Source organism: Colwellia sp. C2M11, from assembly GCF_018860915.1.
Taxonomy (GTDB): domain Bacteria; phylum Pseudomonadota; class Gammaproteobacteria; order Enterobacterales; family Alteromonadaceae; genus Colwellia.
In genome coordinates, this window is record NZ_JAHKQD010000007.1 from 115,407 (window position 1) to 130,162 (window position 14,756).

Here is a 14,756-nt window from a genome sequence, read left to right on the forward strand (position 1 = left end):
ATAGTTATTTAAATAGAACGATTAAAGCAGAGTTTTATTTCATATAGATGAAAATTAATAAAAAACACAAATAAATGTTCATTAAAAAGACGATTTTAACTTAGGTTTAACTTGTTTAACCTTATTGGGGCGGGCTATTTTCTGCTAATAGCGGCAAGCTCTTCTTGGGTTTGAGGCCAAATAGAAAGCGTAATGAATTAAATGGTTTAATGATAAAGAGACAAATTGCACTGGTAATAATAAATGATAAAACGAATAGCAGTATGATTTTAACCACTATTGGTGCTTCCAACCCAATGACATAATAACCAACAACCACGATAACTGTTTGATGAAAGATGTAAAAAGGATAAATTAATTCATTACTAAGGCGTAACCATTGAGGAGTTTTGCATAAATAAAACTGTCCATAACCTAAAATAGTTAACAGTGCCGACCATGCCACCAAACAACAAACTAACCACCAAATAGACCAACGTGCATCTAAGGATAAATACTCACTAAGATCGGGTGAATAGTAATACGCATAAAAAATAATGGTAGCGATCAGTAATATCATTAAGTTATAAAGTCGCTGTTCGCCTATCGCTTGCCAAACATCTTTACTTTGAATGAAGACCATACCCGCGATAAAAAAGAAGAAGTAATAGGTGGACGATGATAAATTTTCAATTTTATTATCGTCGCTGGTAAAAGTTAAAGAAAAGTATATTTTTATCCCAATAAGTAAACAAACAAGTAAAAACAAACCGGCTTTATATGTACTCAGTTTTACGACATTATTGATAATTAGCGCCCCAAATTTAGTGCTTAAAAGTTTATTAATGGGAATGGCAAGCAAAGCAAAAACAATGAGATATTCGATAAACCAAAGGTGGTTAGATTCAAATTTAAGCACAAGTTTAGGAAATTCCTGCCAGTAGGATTGCAGCTCTGTAATATTTTCAATGTAAGTCTGTGGAGGTACCACTAATATTACCCCTACTAGCAAAGGGATAAAAAGCCTTGTTATCTTGTTTAAGGCAAACGCTTTAGCACTTATTTTTGATAATAAAATTACACTACCTACACCAGAAATAAAAAATAAGATCGGTAATCTAAATTGCTCAAAATAAACCATTACATCATCAAGTACTTTGCTTGAGTCATTATTCATAATGTGCCAATTATCACCATTAAAAGGCATACATACATGATGAAGGAATACGGCAAAAATCAGTATAACTCGTAACCAATCTAATTCTGATAACCTTACGGTGTTGTTAAATGTCATTGTGAACCTTTCAACTTAAAGCGTGTTAACGGGTATAGTATTTGGTCTAGTAATTATTGATGAAAACAACAACATCATTAATGACGCAAGTTAAACATAAACAATAATTGGCTAAATTTTCGAGTGAATCAAAAGAATCAGTAACACTTTTTAGTTAACTATCTGCTAGTTATTAAAACACCATAGCATGATCAACTAAAAACCGACCATTTTGGTGCGTTAATACTATTTCAGCCACATACTCGCCTTCAACTTTAGAGCAAAACTGTTTCCAGATAATAGCTGCTGAATCAGGACGTTTAAGCACAGCAATAAGCTCTCGCTTTCCCCAGGTACCTTTTTCAGATTGATATTTTTCACATACCCAAGCTAGGTGCTCTTTGGTAACAATTGCTTTCGCTCTATCAGTAAAGTCTTGAACATGTTTTGCATGATTAATATCTGTCGATGCTTGCATCAAGTTATCCATAATAGGAGTCGCTATCGCTAATATTTCTTGATCCGACATTTTCATAAAATTCATTCAAGCTCCTTAGTACGATTAATCACTATTTTTTTAATACGTCTTTTAATTATCTTTTGTTCACAATAAAGTTCGACAAAACCACCAACACCAAATGAAGCAATAACTAACAACCAATACAAAACCCTATCAAATGAGTGAATATCAGAAATATAAAGATATAAGTTAAATGGAATAACAAAGAACAAAATACCTAAGACATAAATAAATGTCCTAAAAAATTCGGTACTAGTCTTAGCTTCTTCAATATATGAGTTAATAATTTGATCTGATGTATCTTTTAATTCAGGATATACCTTTCGTATCCAACGTAAATAATTCATTATTCCCTGCTTGACTTTATACTTAACTTCTTGTTGAAGATGAAAAGTCATTAACTACAATTAGCCTAAAAAAATAGCTAAAAAAAGCATTGCTACTTTTATCGTTTTAAAAATGGCAATGCTATTAAATTTATTCAATGTTTAGTGCTTAGCTCAAAGTTTACCGTTTATAGTAAACCTTTAGTGCTAATTATTGTCTATCGTCAATGGTATAGCCATGTGGAATATTAAATTGACTATCATGAATTTGTTTTTCAGAGACTGATGTTACTTCATAAATATATCGAACACGGGCATCTTTTTTCCATTCATCAACAACACCATCAACAATTTTATCCGCTTCATCTTTTATAATATTACCCAAAAAGCTGCTTGCAGCGTTGCCTAGGCCTTGAGAGAAATCCAGTGGTTTGTCTGCACGTTTTTTCTTTGCTACAGGGCACGCTTCACTTTTTTGAAACCACTCCATTTTGACAGATAGCGGATAACCTTCAATGGTTGATAACTTTTGAGTTATGCTATTAAACTGCATCTTGTCTGTTTTTTCTACATCACCACTAAATGCGCTAATAGCTTTATAACCATCTTTACCTAGTAACCGTACTAAAGCATTATTATCACCAACAGTATCAAGGTAATTATCAGTCGCTTTTTCATGCACTTTCCAAGCATGGGTCATTTCTGCTGTCGGGGTTGTCGTCCAAAATACAAATTGTAATAGGTTAAGATCAACTTTACCTGCAGAATCTTTAAACTCTGTGACCCAAGTAGCCGTATATTCTTGAGCGGGCAAACCGCCTATTTGACGCGTACTGTTTGTTGCAACAACAGTAAAATCATTTTTATCTAATGTTACAGCACAACCACGTTCTTCATAAGTTTCATATTCTTCTTCCTCTTCTGAAGACGCTTGGGTTTTCGCCATAAAATTTTCAAAAAGATCAGTACAGCCACTTAACTTACATTCTCGATAAGTTTCTCTATCATTATCAACTTCCCAAAGTAAATTTTCAGTCATGCGGAAAATATTGGTAGTATCGTAATTAGCCCATCCCATATAAAAGCTGTCAAATTCAGCTTTTTGGTGTATTGCTCGCATATCTTCTCGTGTATATACGGTTTGTTTACCCGCGTGATCTGGTAGATATAAACCATTAATACTAAATTTTGCTGTAATCACAGAAGTAGGATTTTTTGGTGTGTTATCAACCGGCGGCGCAGCACATGAAGCCAAAACACTTGCTACAGCTAGTGCAATAATCTTACGATTAAAAATCATTTTTTTTCCTTAATATGAATGAGTTAATAACATTTTCACATAAATTCCTGATTTTGATAAGCATTAAATTATATTTATTATCAGTTCATCAACGAACATATGGCACAGATAATAGTGAGCATAAACAGGCATAAAAACGACGTTTTAGCAGGATAAGTGTATAACTTATCGCAATAATAAGGATAAAACGAAGAATCAATGATATTGGCTATGACTCGACGTTGCTACTCATTATAAATATAAAAAAACAATGCTAATACGATGTATTATTTAAACCTACACTACTGCTCCACTACATTTTATTTGCTAAACGCTCAATCACAACTTTATGTTGAGGAAATTTACTGAGTAATTCTTCTCGACTTACTTCTATCATATCTTCTTGCTCCCAACCTGGTGCTACAGCTTCGCTTACTAAACCATATGAACCAGAAGTTAACTCGGCAGCTTTATAAGTGCCACCAGGAACGGCAAGTTGTAATTGCTGACCATTGACTATATCTGGGCCAACCACCACTTTTTTGTAACGCCCATCAGGGTAAATCATATGATAAGTAATTGGCGCTCCCATATGATAAAACTCAATACCATCCGAATACTTGGTATGAAAGTGATCAATATGATTATCTTCAGTCAACATATAAAATATTGCCGACATCGTTGTTCTTTCACCACGCACAGTACTGACTTTATCTCTATGATTGGCCTTAAATGTCTGACGAAAATACCCTCCTTCAAAATGATGTTCTAATAATAACTGTTCAATTACTTGCTCTTTAGTTAAGTTCGGGACGGCATTATTCATAATCGTTTAATTACCTTTAGTGGTGTTTTAGCTAGTATTCAATCACGGTATAAAATTAATTTAATAAACCTTGGCTCTTGAGCCAATCCATCACTTTAATAGATCCAAGTGAACAAAGATGTTTATCCTGATAGTCAAGAAAATCAATTTCTTCTATTTCAGCAGCTGGAGCAAGTTCCCCGTAAAAGTCGGCAAAATAACACGTTAGTTTCACAACAGTATCGGTATTTTTACCATCGGCATGTGCTTTAAAAGTTTTTGCATATTGAATCGAATCTGGCATTAAATCTACCGATATTTCTTCTTTAACTTCCCGTATCAGTGCTTGCTCATCAGACTCCCCTGCTTCTCGTTTACCACCTGGAATATAAAACAGCAGTTTATCTTTTGAGCGAGCACTTAGTAGTTTGCCGTCTTGAATGTGTAACCAAGCAAGCTTATCAATTTCTTTTTTCACAAGTATTCCTATTAATCTTAATTACGCTAACCATCTTAACTATTTGATTTGACTTTAAAGCAATATAATTACGACATTTCAGAATGAAATTGTAAATTATTTGTGCTTTGCAATAATTTATTAGACTTCTAGCTCATTCGACAAATGCATTCGTTTCTTACCTTTAAAGTCGTGATATAACTTTTCATGTGCAACTTTCGAAAAGGTATCGGTTCGATCAGCGTATTGTGAAATCCAATTCACTAACATTGCCAAATTAGCATCTTGAGCAGCCTTACTTTCATATTTATGTGGTTCCCAAGGGCGAGCTTTAGCATTTTTTATGCAAGCAGAAACAGGTAAGTTTAGAAAAATAATTTCGTCTGCTTGCTCAATGACAACTGCTAATAAATCGGCATAACAACCTTCAACTACCCAGTTATTGTGGGTTAATAAAAAGTTATTCAGCAATATACTAGACTCGGCAATAGGCAATCGCTCTGGTGGAGTAATCGGTTTCCAAGCAATAGTGTCTAAATCTAAATGAGCAAGATCGTCGTGTAACGCTAACTGTTTTGCGAGCGTTGACTTCCCCGATCCTGAATTACCAAAAATAACAACTTTACTCAATATTATTCCTTAGCGCCTAAACACTGTTAAATGATTTACTCTGTTTTGTTTGCAATATTACATTTAATTTATTTGGGCTTCTCTTCATTAATTAACATGTTAATAAATTTTGTAAAACGCCTTGATCTAGTTTCGGCTTTTTTCGCACTTATTAAACCATGAGCTATAACATAGCGACTTGATTTAGTTAGTTTTTCAAAAAAAGTTTTTGCGCTTGGCTTACTCTCTAGTGCAACTAAAAAATCGGTGGGAACTTCTATTTCACTGACAACATAAGCATTTTCCCAACGACCATCCGCTTTTGCCGCGCGAATATGCACAAGACCAGGCTCCATCATTAAGTTTTCACGTATCAAACGTTCAGCATGCTCGGTATTCCTCTTAGACCAGTTACTTCGTACAGTTCTTGGCGTAATACGTTGCAGATAAGCTTGCGCATCAATTGATTTTTTAACACCATCAATCCATCCCCAGCAAAGCGCCTCGATCACGATATCATTCCAAGTGACACTCGCAATACCCGTATTTTTCTTGTATATTTTAACCCAAAGCTCACTTTCAGACGCGTGATTAGCCTTTAGCCATTGGCTTAAATCTTTTGGTGTTGGGAATATTTTTATTTTTAGCGGATCAGGCTCTGGCATTTCGTAATAACCTCTTTTGGGTCTCGCCTTATGTAGTGACTAACGTAACTCGTTGTAATAATAAATAGCAACATCACTAGCGGCTGTTTGTTTAAAAAACAAGTTTATGAAGTTAATAATTTAATGAATGTATCGCTTCAGAAACGGTTAAAAAATTAATTTTCGTAAGACAAACAGAAACCTTATTAAATTCATGCGCACGTACTAATTTTACAACTTCGTCTATTGACAGCCTAATGTCGTTGGCAATTAAATCAAGCATCCCTGAAATAGACTTAATCAGATAGCAGTTACCTGATGCATCGATTACATAATCATCGTCAGTAAAAATAAGTTCACTACACTCTAAGTTAAATTTTTGAAATGAATCTAAGTAAATAAGTTCATCATCACCATCAAGTTTCAACATACATGGCCACGAAATCATAACAATTACCTTAATGTATTTTACAGCCCAAACAGGCTAAATTAGTGATTAAAATGTAAAAGCTGATAAAACCGGCTATCACGATGTTAAATTTTATTATCTACTTAACCTGAACTCGGTTTAAGATGTTTTTAATCCATTGAAATAATTATTAATAAAATTTAACTTATACTCTAGCTTGATAGTTTTTCTTTCTTCAAGGAAAATTTCGCGTCAATAGCTAGTCTATTGCTAGTAAAGGTAGCGATTAGAGAAGAATATATTAAGCCGAGCTCAGGTTACTTACTATTCAATTGCCCATTTAACTGCTTTTTGTGCATGAATAGCGGTGGTATCTAGCAAGGTAACATTTGTATCGCTTTGATCAATTAGCATGCCAATTTCAGTACATCCAAGAATTACCGCCTCGGCGCCTTGATTAGCTAAAGAATTAATAATTCTGAGGTATTCATCTTTAGAAGATGGAATGGTATTTCCAAGGCAAAGCTCTTTATAAATAACATGATGAATAATTTTTCTATCTGTTTCATCAGGAACTAGCACCGTTAAACCATAATTATTTCGTAGACGCCCTTTGTAGAAATCTTGCTCCATAGTAAAAGCCGTGCCTAATAGGCCAACCGTTTTAATTCCTCTTTTAACCAAAACTTCAGCAGTAGCATCAGCTATATGTAATAAAGGGATATTAATCGCTTCTTCTATTTGAGGAGCAACTTTATGCATGGTATTTGTACAAATAAGTAAACAATCAGCTCCAGCACGTTGAACATTAATGGCAGCTTGAGAGAGTATTTTTGCAGTACCATCCCAATCACCAGTGTGTTGTAACTTCTCAATGGTATCAAAATCAACACTATACATGGCAATTCTTGCAGAATGCAGGCCTCCTAAAGCTGCTTTAATGCCTTCATTAATCTTTCGATAATATCCAACTGAGCTTTCCCAGCTCATACCACCTAAAAGACCAATTGTTTTCATACTACCTCTCAAAATACGTTAACAATATAACGAGTCTATACCGTTTATCGCTAAGCTAAACATTAACGTGACATGTCAGATTCAATTTTTAAATACTTACCTTTACCGAAAGTAATGTAATACAAGGGTAATAAAAGCAATGTTATTATATTACTCGCAAAGGAATTTTTAATAACAATACCATTTTCAGTTATAGCGTGTACCGGAAAAGTTTGACTTGAACACCAATCAATTCTTGCCTGAAGGTTTTTAGTATCATCGGGAATTTCAATCGATTGTACAGACCCTCTTGTAATTGTTGCTACCTCTACACCATCTGCAAATAACTTATAGTCTCGCGCCATATCTGCGAGCTGCTTTGGTCTAAAAACTTGGATAATCATTTGTGCTCCATATTGGCTATATACTCCATAAAATAGCAAGGATAATTAGTTATAATAAACAACGACTAAGCAAGAGCTAACGCTTAATACATTTTACATAATTTGTTAAGCCGCTTTTTCTTCATCTCGAAGCGTTAATACTTCAAAACCAGTCTCTGTCACTAAAATAGTATGTTCCCATTGTGCAGATAGTTTCTTATCTTTAGTCACTACGGTCCAGCCATCATTTTTAATTTTTATTTTTTGCGAACCCTGATTAATCATTGGCTCTATAGTAAATGTCATTCCCGCTTCAAGCACTAAGCCTGTATGTGGTTTCCCATAGTGAAGTACTTGAGGATCTTCGTGCATTTCTTTACCGATTCCATGTCCGCAATATTCTCGAACGACACTATAACCAGAAGCTTCGGCATGTTTTTGTATCGCATGACCAACATCACCCAATGTTGCTTTTGGTTTTACTACTTGAATACCTTTCCACATAGCTTCATACGTTGTTTTAACTAAACGTTTAGCTTCAGGACTAGCGGTGCTAAGTACATACATTTTGCTTGAATCACTGATATAACCATTTTTCTCTAAGGTAATATCAATATTTACAATATCTTTGCTTTTTAATTGAGAGATATTATTAGGTACACCATGACAGACAACATCATTTACCGATGAGTTAAGTGAATATTGATAACCATACTGCCCTTTACTCGCAGGGCGAGCATGTAATACATTAACAATATAACTTTCGACTTTAGCGTCAATCTCTAATGTTGTTATCCCTTCACAGATAAAATCATCAAGCATTTTAAATACTTGAACTAAAAGTCTACCTGACTCTCTCATAAACTCAATTTCTGCATCAGTTTTTAACATTGATTTATTCATGTAAAAGCTCCGCAATAGTAAGTTTTTCTTTCAATAATTGCTTTTTAATGATTTCGTGATAAGTAAGTGTTGGGTTTAACTCAGCTAGCATACCTAGTTTTATCCAGAATTCTGCTTGTGAATTGATAGACCTAGACATGACATTGCTCGACTTTCTAATTTCTTCATGCAATTCGTCTGATATTTTTACGATTCCCATTATACGTTCCATATATGAATTATATATAAATCATATATTCATAAAAATAAAATGTCAACGTAGTAAATTTACTCTTCACTAACTGAAAAGTGATTACTAACCCTAATATGAGCATTAGCATTTTTCACAGCCAACTATCATTTTAATTTAGCACTTTAATTTAATATTTTTATTATAAATTTAATTATATTTCAGCTGAAAAATAAGCCATGATCTCATCGGTAGTCATCTCTTTGGTTGCATTTGAAAAGCAATAATAGTTAGGTCGCATATCACTAAAATATTGCATATCCATTTCTAACCCTTTTAAGTTATGAAACATCCCTACCGGCATATTATATTCACCTGTAGCTTTAAATTTATAAAACAGATGAGTGCCACATTCATTACAAAAACCTCGCGATGCCCAAGATGATGACTCATACATTTTAATTTTATCTTCACCTTCAATTTTTACGTTAGTTCCGCACTTAACCGCAAAGAATGGCCCTCCCCCCCAAGTTCTACATGATTGGCAGTGGCAAACTGTAAACTTAGGATCAACCTCTTTCACAGTGATTGTGACAGCACCACAAAGACAATTTGTTTTTGCATTAGACATATTGGTAACACCTTAATAAATAGATAAAGCTGAGTATTTTATTTGCATTGTTTATATTTAAATTATTTATCACTTTACCAGATAATCTGGTCGTATTCTTGACATCATATGTACGTCTAAATATTTGCCTGATTTAAAGGCACTTAATTTTTTAGTGCCTTCTATTTCAAACCCAACATGTTTATAAAGTGATATCGCAGCTAAATTATCAGCGTGTACTTCTAACTCTAAGCGCACTAAGTTCAACCAATTATCAGCTTGATTTATAGCCTCAAGCATTAGCATTTTACCAACGCCTTTACCATGAAAATCAGGATGAACAGCTATAGCTATACTTGCCCCATGCTTTTCTCGAATTTTATTTTTCAAGAAAATAGTTATATGCCCAACAACCCGAGATTGACTCTCGACAACTAAAGTATAATTATCTGGACTATTAAATAAATTTTCCACTATCTCTGCATTAAGAAAAGGCAGCTGAGAAGTATTCTCTAAAAGTGATGGGAAATTATATATTTCAAATAAATCGTTGTTATCTGAGCTTGCTAACCGTCTAATTTTCATTTCCAAAATCGATTCCTACGCAAATTTACAATTTGCACATACCATAACAATAAAAAACTGAAAATTCTTTACTAATATGTTGACAAAAAATACAGCTAATATCTTCCATATACTAATTTAACTTATTACATAAAAGCCTTAGTAACGCCTTGCTTGGATAATATTCCTACACTTTGGAAACATACTACATCCCCAAAATTCATTACCTGAGTGCTTACCTTTAGTCGCCTTACGTAAAACCATTTCAGCACCACATTTTGAGCAAAGTTTGCTATGAGTCTTAGCTTGGATAATTTCTTTGACATGTTTAACATGTTGTCGGTTAGTTTTAAAACTATACTCTAACCTGCCACTTTCAATCTGTTCGATAATACTTTGTGTTTCTTCTGTATTGAAAACAATGTCAGTTTTACTTTTAATATATCTGATACCACCGCGCGCAAACCTTACATTGTCAGGCATTTTCGATTTAAAGGTACTATCACCAATAAAGATGATAACTGAGAATATAGGAGTGTTTCCACTATTGTTATCAGTAAATAAGCAAGATTCTAATGTTTTAACGTGTTTATAGTTTTGGTGAAGTCGATTCTGAAATTTTGATTTGTGCCGATAGATTTGTTGCGTCCATTGCTTTTGGTTTTCACCTCCAAATATCCATCCTTTCATATTTTTGGTTTCAACCACAAAAATACCGTATTGGGATACAATAATGTGATCTATCTGAGTTGTTCCCTGTTCTATATTATTAATAAATGTTGGTAATGTTACGTTTTTAATAAGGTGATACATATTTTTGTCTAAGAATAGCTTAATCAGTAAGTTAACTTGCCACTCACCAAGTAAACCTTTGAACCAAGAAGATTTTATGATAGAAATAATTATGAGGCTCGGTATTAAATACCAAGCAGCACTTAACATCATATTGATAAAAATTGATAAATCCATCTAGACTAACTTATGTTTACGTATGTCCCTTACCCAAGTAACAGAGCCATTCGTACGCTTCATTTCAAATAAATCGATTGCAGCAAACAAATCACTCAATTTTTTGAAACCATAATTACGTTGATCGAAGGAAGCATGATTTGATATGTGTTTTCCAATAGGCCCTAGTTGTGCCCAACCTGCATCATCTTCAGACGCTTCAACCGCTTGGCGAAGCATATTTATTAATTTAGTATCACACTTAATACTTGGTTCACTTTTACTTACCGGCTTTTCCTCTTGCTTCATTTCATCTAAATAAAGAAATTTAGAACAACTATTAACAAAAGCACTTGGAGCTTTTCTTTCGCCAAACCCAATAACAAATTTACCATCGGCTAATGCACGAGTGACGAGTGGTGTAAAATCACAATCAGAAGAAACGAGACAAATTGAATCTACATCTTTAGTGTAAAGAATATCCATCGCATCAATGACGAGTGCAATGTCGGTGGCATTTTTACCTTTGGTTAGATCAAATTGTTGAATAGGTTGAATGGCATATTCATGAAGAACATCTTCCCAAGGTTTAATACAGTGACTTTTCCAGTTTCCATAAGCCTTACGAATGTTAACAACACCATAACGTGCAAGTTCAGACAAAATAACATCAATCTTTGCAGCAGGCGCATTATCAGCATCAATAAATAATGCGATTTTTTCCTTGTCCTTCAAAATTTGATTCCTTTCAAGTTCTGTATAATCTATTTATGCCATACCCTCATAAAATTTCAACTCATTTCACTATTTGAACATAAGGGCTAAATATTTAATTAACTATCCTTATTAATTTTTAGTTATTTGTACTAATAATACGATTTTTTCCCTGCTGTTTAGCTTGATAAAGATTCTTATCAGCTAAATCTAATAACTCATTCGCAGAGCTATCTTTATTGGGGATAGCACTAGCCACTCCAATACTCATGGTGACATAATCTGACACCGTAGATTTTATATGGGGAATTTTTTCCGATTCTAATCTTTGCATAAACAGATTTAATTCATCAACACATTGAACTGCCAGCGTTTCGGGTAATATCATGGCAAATTCTTCACCACCTATTCGAGCAGCCAAGTCTGCAGGACGGCTAAAACACTTTCCCCACAGAACTGCTATCGCTCTAAGACAATGATCACCTTTTTGGTGACCATACTGATCGTTATATTGCTTGAAAAAGTCTAAATCACCAATCACCAATGTTAGAGGTTTTTTACTACGTTCACACCGCTTCCATTCAATATTTAAGGCGTCATCAAATTTTCTTCTATTGGCTAATGATGTCAATGAATCCTGATTAGACAATTCTAATAACTCTAAATTCTTTTGGCGTAATTGTTGATCCTGCATTTCGTAACGATGAAGTTCTTCAAGTAATTTTTTTCTTGGTGCGGTCATCAAATCTTTAAGCTGTATGGGGGATTTTAGAAATCGCACTAAATGTCGTTTAAATACCCAATAAAAAATCAACATAGGAAAACTATAGCTTAAAGCTAGTATCAATTTACCGGTTATATTATCCATGATGATATTGCTTAGGTTTTCATCCAAACCAATCGCAATCAGAGGAAATAGCAAACCATCAATACATAAAATAACGATAAATGCAGCAGTATAAATAAAGGCAAGAAAAGAAATATTAAAGATAACTTTACGAATTTGAATAAACAAAAACAGTAAGATTAATAACTCTAAAATTATTAATCCTCCACCTATTAACAGCATTGAAAAAGAAGTCTGAAATATATCTATCGAAATATTAAGATGATTAATAACCACATCTGAATCAAGCAACAAACTGTAAAGTTTAAAACTAAGATAAGTAAGCGTATTCACCAGTAAAACTAGCTTCATTACATTATTGATAACGCTGACGTTACGTTCAATTATTATCAGCATGGTAATACTCATCATGAAAGCACCAAAAGCGATAGTTCCGCCTGAAATAACGATGTTTTCGCTTAACTTAAATGAATAAATACTACCGAGCACGCCACCTAAAACTAATACAGTACTGATATATACATAAAATAAGATCGTGCGTGATTTAGGTTTTACAGTGGTTAATAACAGAGGGAAAATTGAATATATAGCAACGTTAAGTATAAAAGCACTTAGAACATTCATGGTCTGTTTCTTATTATTAGTTATTGTTTTTATGATGGTTTGAAATAGACATCACAACTGTAGAACATTGTATAGCTTAAATAAGGCTATTATATAAAGTTTCATTAGGAAATAATCCCAATTTACTTCAAATTGAACAAGTTACTCTTTGTAATCCAATCAACAAACTTTAAAAAGTTTATAGGATTGTAAAGGGTCGCTACATACAAGTTATTTATTAACCTTAGTTGAGAAGTCTGTGTTGTTCAAATTTGAGCGACTTACCTTATTGATTTTGTAATTTTGTGAATTACACTCATTAATCGGCATAACCACTGCCAATGGCACTAAACGGTAATTCTAGTTCAAGATCGGGTACTTGAAGCGCCACCCAAGCGACAAAGGTATTACTATTTGGGCCTGGAATAACACGATATTCATTTGCCCAAGGGTAACCCGCTATGGCTGCTTTAATTTGGGGAATAAGCTCAGCGGCCTTCTCCCCTTTAATCGAAAGCAATAATTGAGGTTTGGATCCGAACCAATATCTATCTGGTGTCTCCGTTTCGTATTCTCTTATAGCAGATAAGCCACGTTCTACTTGCCAACCTATAACTTCATAAACATTATACTTAGTTGCTTTCTCTTCTTTGATTGCAATCCAAGGGTGAACAGCAAACCAACCACGCCAGCTATACGCATCGGCAGCATAAAATTCAATAATAGCTCTGCTATCTTCACTAGGAAGAGTAGCAATACCCGCAGGCTCTCGGCTCGCTGTACGCCAATCAGTGTTTGAACAAGCACTAATAAACAATACAACGCAAGCAATAATCAAAGTTCTCATATATCCTACTTGTCTTATACATTCTATTTCACTGAAACCCTTGATAAAAAATTAAATTAAAATTAACGAGGACACTATCGAATTAACGAGGACACTCGCTTATAAAGCAATAAAGTATATTAAAATAAAATAGGTGAAATAGCGATTCAAAATAAATGCAATAATTATTTATCAGCCCTGATAAGAATCATTTGACGAAATTATCAAATAAATAAGAGAAATACCGATTTTTAGACGTGCGAAAGTTTAACCGTGATATAGGTAGGTGGTTATTATGGTTAGGGTTATTGTTAAATGGTTACGCTAGAAGTTTATCACAACAATTAACATTGGTTCGTCGCTTCAATCCACTGTGCTCGCAATAATCTGTTAATACATCACTGTGACCTACCGCGCCATGAAATAATCGTCTAAAGTCTTTGGTTAACGTTAGCCAATTATCAGGACTGATGTTCAAGCGGTTAAGTAAAGCAGGTTGAGTTGCTTCAATATAGCCGGCTTTATCTTCACGGAAACAGCAACCTGTCATTTCAATTAATTCAAGGTAATCTTTTAGCTCAAATGGTAAACCTTTAGGCATGCTTTTGCGTGGATTACCCACAAAAGGCAGTAGCGTTTTGGGCTGTTTAGCCTTTTTGGCTGATATAGCTCGTTGCTTTACGCTGGTATATCCTGAGCTTTCTGGGGTTTTCGCTATATTCGCTCTTACTGGGTTTAAATCAACATATGCCATACACGCAGCAAGGGCTGCTTCATCTAGTAAGGCTTGGGATTTAAAGCGCCCTTCCCAGAAATGACCAGTGCAATTGTCTTCTTGATTCGCTTGTGTCGCGATACTTTGGTTGAGTAGACGCATAAACCAGCTGATGTC

19 protein-coding genes and 1 pseudogene are annotated in these 14,756 nt (G+C 34.2%); all 20 read right to left on the reverse strand.

Annotated features, from left to right (window positions below):
• Window positions 1-121 precede the first annotated feature (121 nt).
• Window positions 122-1,273, reverse strand: coding sequence for an acyltransferase (locus KO509_RS01800; protein WP_215971574.1), 1,152 nt, complete (start codon window positions 1,271-1,273; stop codon window positions 122-124).
• A 172-nt stretch (window positions 1,274-1,445) separates the two neighbouring features.
• Complete coding sequence (locus KO509_RS01805; RefSeq protein WP_215971575.1) at window positions 1,446-1,796, reverse strand: hypothetical protein; 351 nt, start codon at window positions 1,794-1,796, stop codon at window positions 1,446-1,448.
• On the reverse strand, window positions 1,793-2,170 hold the full coding sequence (locus KO509_RS01810; RefSeq protein ID WP_252727334.1) for a hypothetical protein: 378 nt from the start codon (window positions 2,168-2,170) through the stop codon (window positions 1,793-1,795). Before KO509_RS01810 ends, KO509_RS01805 begins: the two co-directional genes overlap by 4 nt.
• Window positions 2,171-2,309: 139 nt before the next feature.
• The gene (locus KO509_RS01815) at window positions 2,310-3,398 is read right to left on the reverse strand and encodes a hypothetical protein (RefSeq protein ID WP_215971576.1); all 1,089 of its coding nucleotides are present in this window, start codon (window positions 3,396-3,398) and stop codon (window positions 2,310-2,312) included.
• A gap of 292 nt (window positions 3,399-3,690) precedes the next feature.
• Entirely contained in the window at window positions 3,691-4,203 is a 513-nt protein-coding gene (locus tag KO509_RS01820) for a cupin domain-containing protein (RefSeq protein ID WP_215971577.1), read from the reverse strand.
• 55 nt (window positions 4,204-4,258) lie between these two features.
• Window positions 4,259-4,660 (reverse strand): NUDIX domain-containing protein, encoded by a 402-nt coding sequence (locus KO509_RS01825; protein WP_215971578.1) that lies wholly within the window; start codon window positions 4,658-4,660, stop codon window positions 4,259-4,261.
• A 120-nt stretch (window positions 4,661-4,780) separates the two neighbouring features.
• Window positions 4,781-5,269 (reverse strand): AAA family ATPase, encoded by a 489-nt coding sequence (locus KO509_RS01830; RefSeq protein WP_215971579.1) that lies wholly within the window; start codon window positions 5,267-5,269, stop codon window positions 4,781-4,783.
• Between the two features lie 68 nt (window positions 5,270-5,337).
• Window positions 5,338-5,913 (reverse strand): YdeI/OmpD-associated family protein, encoded by a 576-nt coding sequence (locus KO509_RS01835; protein WP_215971580.1) that lies wholly within the window; start codon window positions 5,911-5,913, stop codon window positions 5,338-5,340.
• Window positions 5,914-6,025: 112 nt separating this feature from the next.
• A complete protein-coding gene (locus KO509_RS01840) occupies window positions 6,026-6,340 on the reverse strand; it encodes a DUF4144 domain-containing protein (protein ID WP_215971581.1) in 315 nt (104 codons plus the stop codon).
• Window positions 6,341-6,625: 285 nt separating this feature from the next.
• Window positions 6,626-7,318 carry an aspartate/glutamate racemase family protein gene (locus KO509_RS01845; RefSeq protein WP_215971582.1) on the reverse strand — a complete coding sequence of 231 codons (693 nt, stop codon included), beginning with the start codon at window positions 7,316-7,318 and terminating at the stop codon, window positions 6,626-6,628.
• Between the two features lie 62 nt (window positions 7,319-7,380).
• Complete coding sequence (locus KO509_RS01850; protein WP_215971583.1) at window positions 7,381-7,701, reverse strand: hypothetical protein; 321 nt, start codon at window positions 7,699-7,701, stop codon at window positions 7,381-7,383.
• Between the two features lie 105 nt (window positions 7,702-7,806).
• Entirely contained in the window at window positions 7,807-8,583 is a 777-nt protein-coding gene (gene map, locus KO509_RS01855) for a type I methionyl aminopeptidase (protein ID WP_215971584.1), read from the reverse strand.
• The gene (locus KO509_RS01860) at window positions 8,576-8,782 is read right to left on the reverse strand and encodes a ParD-like family protein (protein WP_215971585.1); all 207 of its coding nucleotides are present in this window, start codon (window positions 8,780-8,782) and stop codon (window positions 8,576-8,578) included. The genes map and KO509_RS01860 overlap by 8 nt, the downstream gene beginning before the upstream one ends.
• Window positions 8,783-8,966: 184 nt before the next feature.
• Complete coding sequence (locus KO509_RS01865) at window positions 8,967-9,383, reverse strand: GFA family protein (RefSeq protein WP_215971586.1); 417 nt, start codon at window positions 9,381-9,383, stop codon at window positions 8,967-8,969.
• Between the two features lie 69 nt (window positions 9,384-9,452).
• Window positions 9,453-9,947 (reverse strand): GNAT family N-acetyltransferase, encoded by a 495-nt coding sequence (locus KO509_RS01870; protein WP_215971598.1) that lies wholly within the window; start codon window positions 9,945-9,947, stop codon window positions 9,453-9,455.
• Window positions 9,948-10,085: 138 nt separating this feature from the next.
• Window positions 10,086-10,895 (reverse strand): NERD domain-containing protein, encoded by an 810-nt coding sequence (locus KO509_RS01875; protein WP_215971587.1) that lies wholly within the window; start codon window positions 10,893-10,895, stop codon window positions 10,086-10,088.
• Window positions 10,896-11,609 (reverse strand): NYN domain-containing protein, encoded by a 714-nt coding sequence (locus KO509_RS01880; RefSeq protein ID WP_215971588.1) that lies wholly within the window; start codon window positions 11,607-11,609, stop codon window positions 10,896-10,898. It abuts the gene before it with no gap.
• 118 nt (window positions 11,610-11,727) lie between these two features.
• Complete coding sequence (locus KO509_RS01885; protein ID WP_215971589.1) at window positions 11,728-13,059, reverse strand: diguanylate cyclase; 1,332 nt, start codon at window positions 13,057-13,059, stop codon at window positions 11,728-11,730.
• Between the two features lie 298 nt (window positions 13,060-13,357).
• The gene (locus tag KO509_RS01890; RefSeq protein WP_215971590.1) at window positions 13,358-13,885 is read right to left on the reverse strand and encodes a DUF3750 domain-containing protein; all 528 of its coding nucleotides are present in this window, start codon (window positions 13,883-13,885) and stop codon (window positions 13,358-13,360) included.
• Window positions 13,886-14,183: 298 nt separating this feature from the next.
• Window positions 14,184-14,756, reverse strand: a pseudogene (locus tag KO509_RS01895) (transposase); the annotation flags it as partial.

Bases quoted from the DNA above. Each gene is read 5' to 3' on its own strand.
- KO509_RS01845 (WP_215971582.1), bottom strand. From the start codon at position 7,318: ATGAAAACAATTGGTCTTTTAGGTGGTATGAGCTGGGAAAGCTCAGTT.
- KO509_RS01890 (WP_215971590.1), bottom strand. From the start codon at position 13,885: ATGAGAACTTTGATTATTGCTTGCGTTGTATTGTTTATTAGTGCTTGT.
- KO509_RS01865 (WP_215971586.1), bottom strand. From the start codon at position 9,383: ATGTCTAATGCAAAAACAAATTGTCTTTGTGGTGCTGTCACAATCACT.
- KO509_RS01815 (WP_215971576.1), bottom strand. From the start codon at position 3,398: ATGATTTTTAATCGTAAGATTATTGCACTAGCTGTAGCAAGTGTTTTG.
- KO509_RS01860 (WP_215971585.1), bottom strand. From the start codon at position 8,782: ATGGGAATCGTAAAAATATCAGACGAATTGCATGAAGAAATTAGAAAG.
- KO509_RS01870 (WP_215971598.1), bottom strand. From the start codon at position 9,947: ATGAAAATTAGACGGTTAGCAAGCTCAGATAACAACGATTTATTTGAA.
- KO509_RS01875 (WP_215971587.1), bottom strand. From the start codon at position 10,895: ATGGATTTATCAATTTTTATCAATATGATGTTAAGTGCTGCTTGGTAT.
- KO509_RS01835 (WP_215971580.1), bottom strand. From the start codon at position 5,913: ATGCCAGAGCCTGATCCGCTAAAAATAAAAATATTCCCAACACCAAAA.
- KO509_RS01820 (WP_215971577.1), bottom strand. From the start codon at position 4,203: ATGAATAATGCCGTCCCGAACTTAACTAAAGAGCAAGTAATTGAACAG.
- KO509_RS01840 (WP_215971581.1), bottom strand. From the start codon at position 6,340: ATGATTTCGTGGCCATGTATGTTGAAACTTGATGGTGATGATGAACTT.
- KO509_RS01810 (WP_252727334.1), bottom strand. From the start codon at position 2,170: ATGACTTTTCATCTTCAACAAGAAGTTAAGTATAAAGTCAAGCAGGGA.
- KO509_RS01805 (WP_215971575.1), bottom strand. From the start codon at position 1,796: ATGAATTTTATGAAAATGTCGGATCAAGAAATATTAGCGATAGCGACT.
- KO509_RS01850 (WP_215971583.1), bottom strand. From the start codon at position 7,701: ATGATTATCCAAGTTTTTAGACCAAAGCAGCTCGCAGATATGGCGCGA.
- KO509_RS01885 (WP_215971589.1), bottom strand. From the start codon at position 13,059: ATGAATGTTCTAAGTGCTTTTATACTTAACGTTGCTATATATTCAATT.
- KO509_RS01800 (WP_215971574.1), bottom strand. From the start codon at position 1,273: ATGACATTTAACAACACCGTAAGGTTATCAGAATTAGATTGGTTACGA.
- map (WP_215971584.1), bottom strand. From the start codon at position 8,583: ATGAATAAATCAATGTTAAAAACTGATGCAGAAATTGAGTTTATGAGA.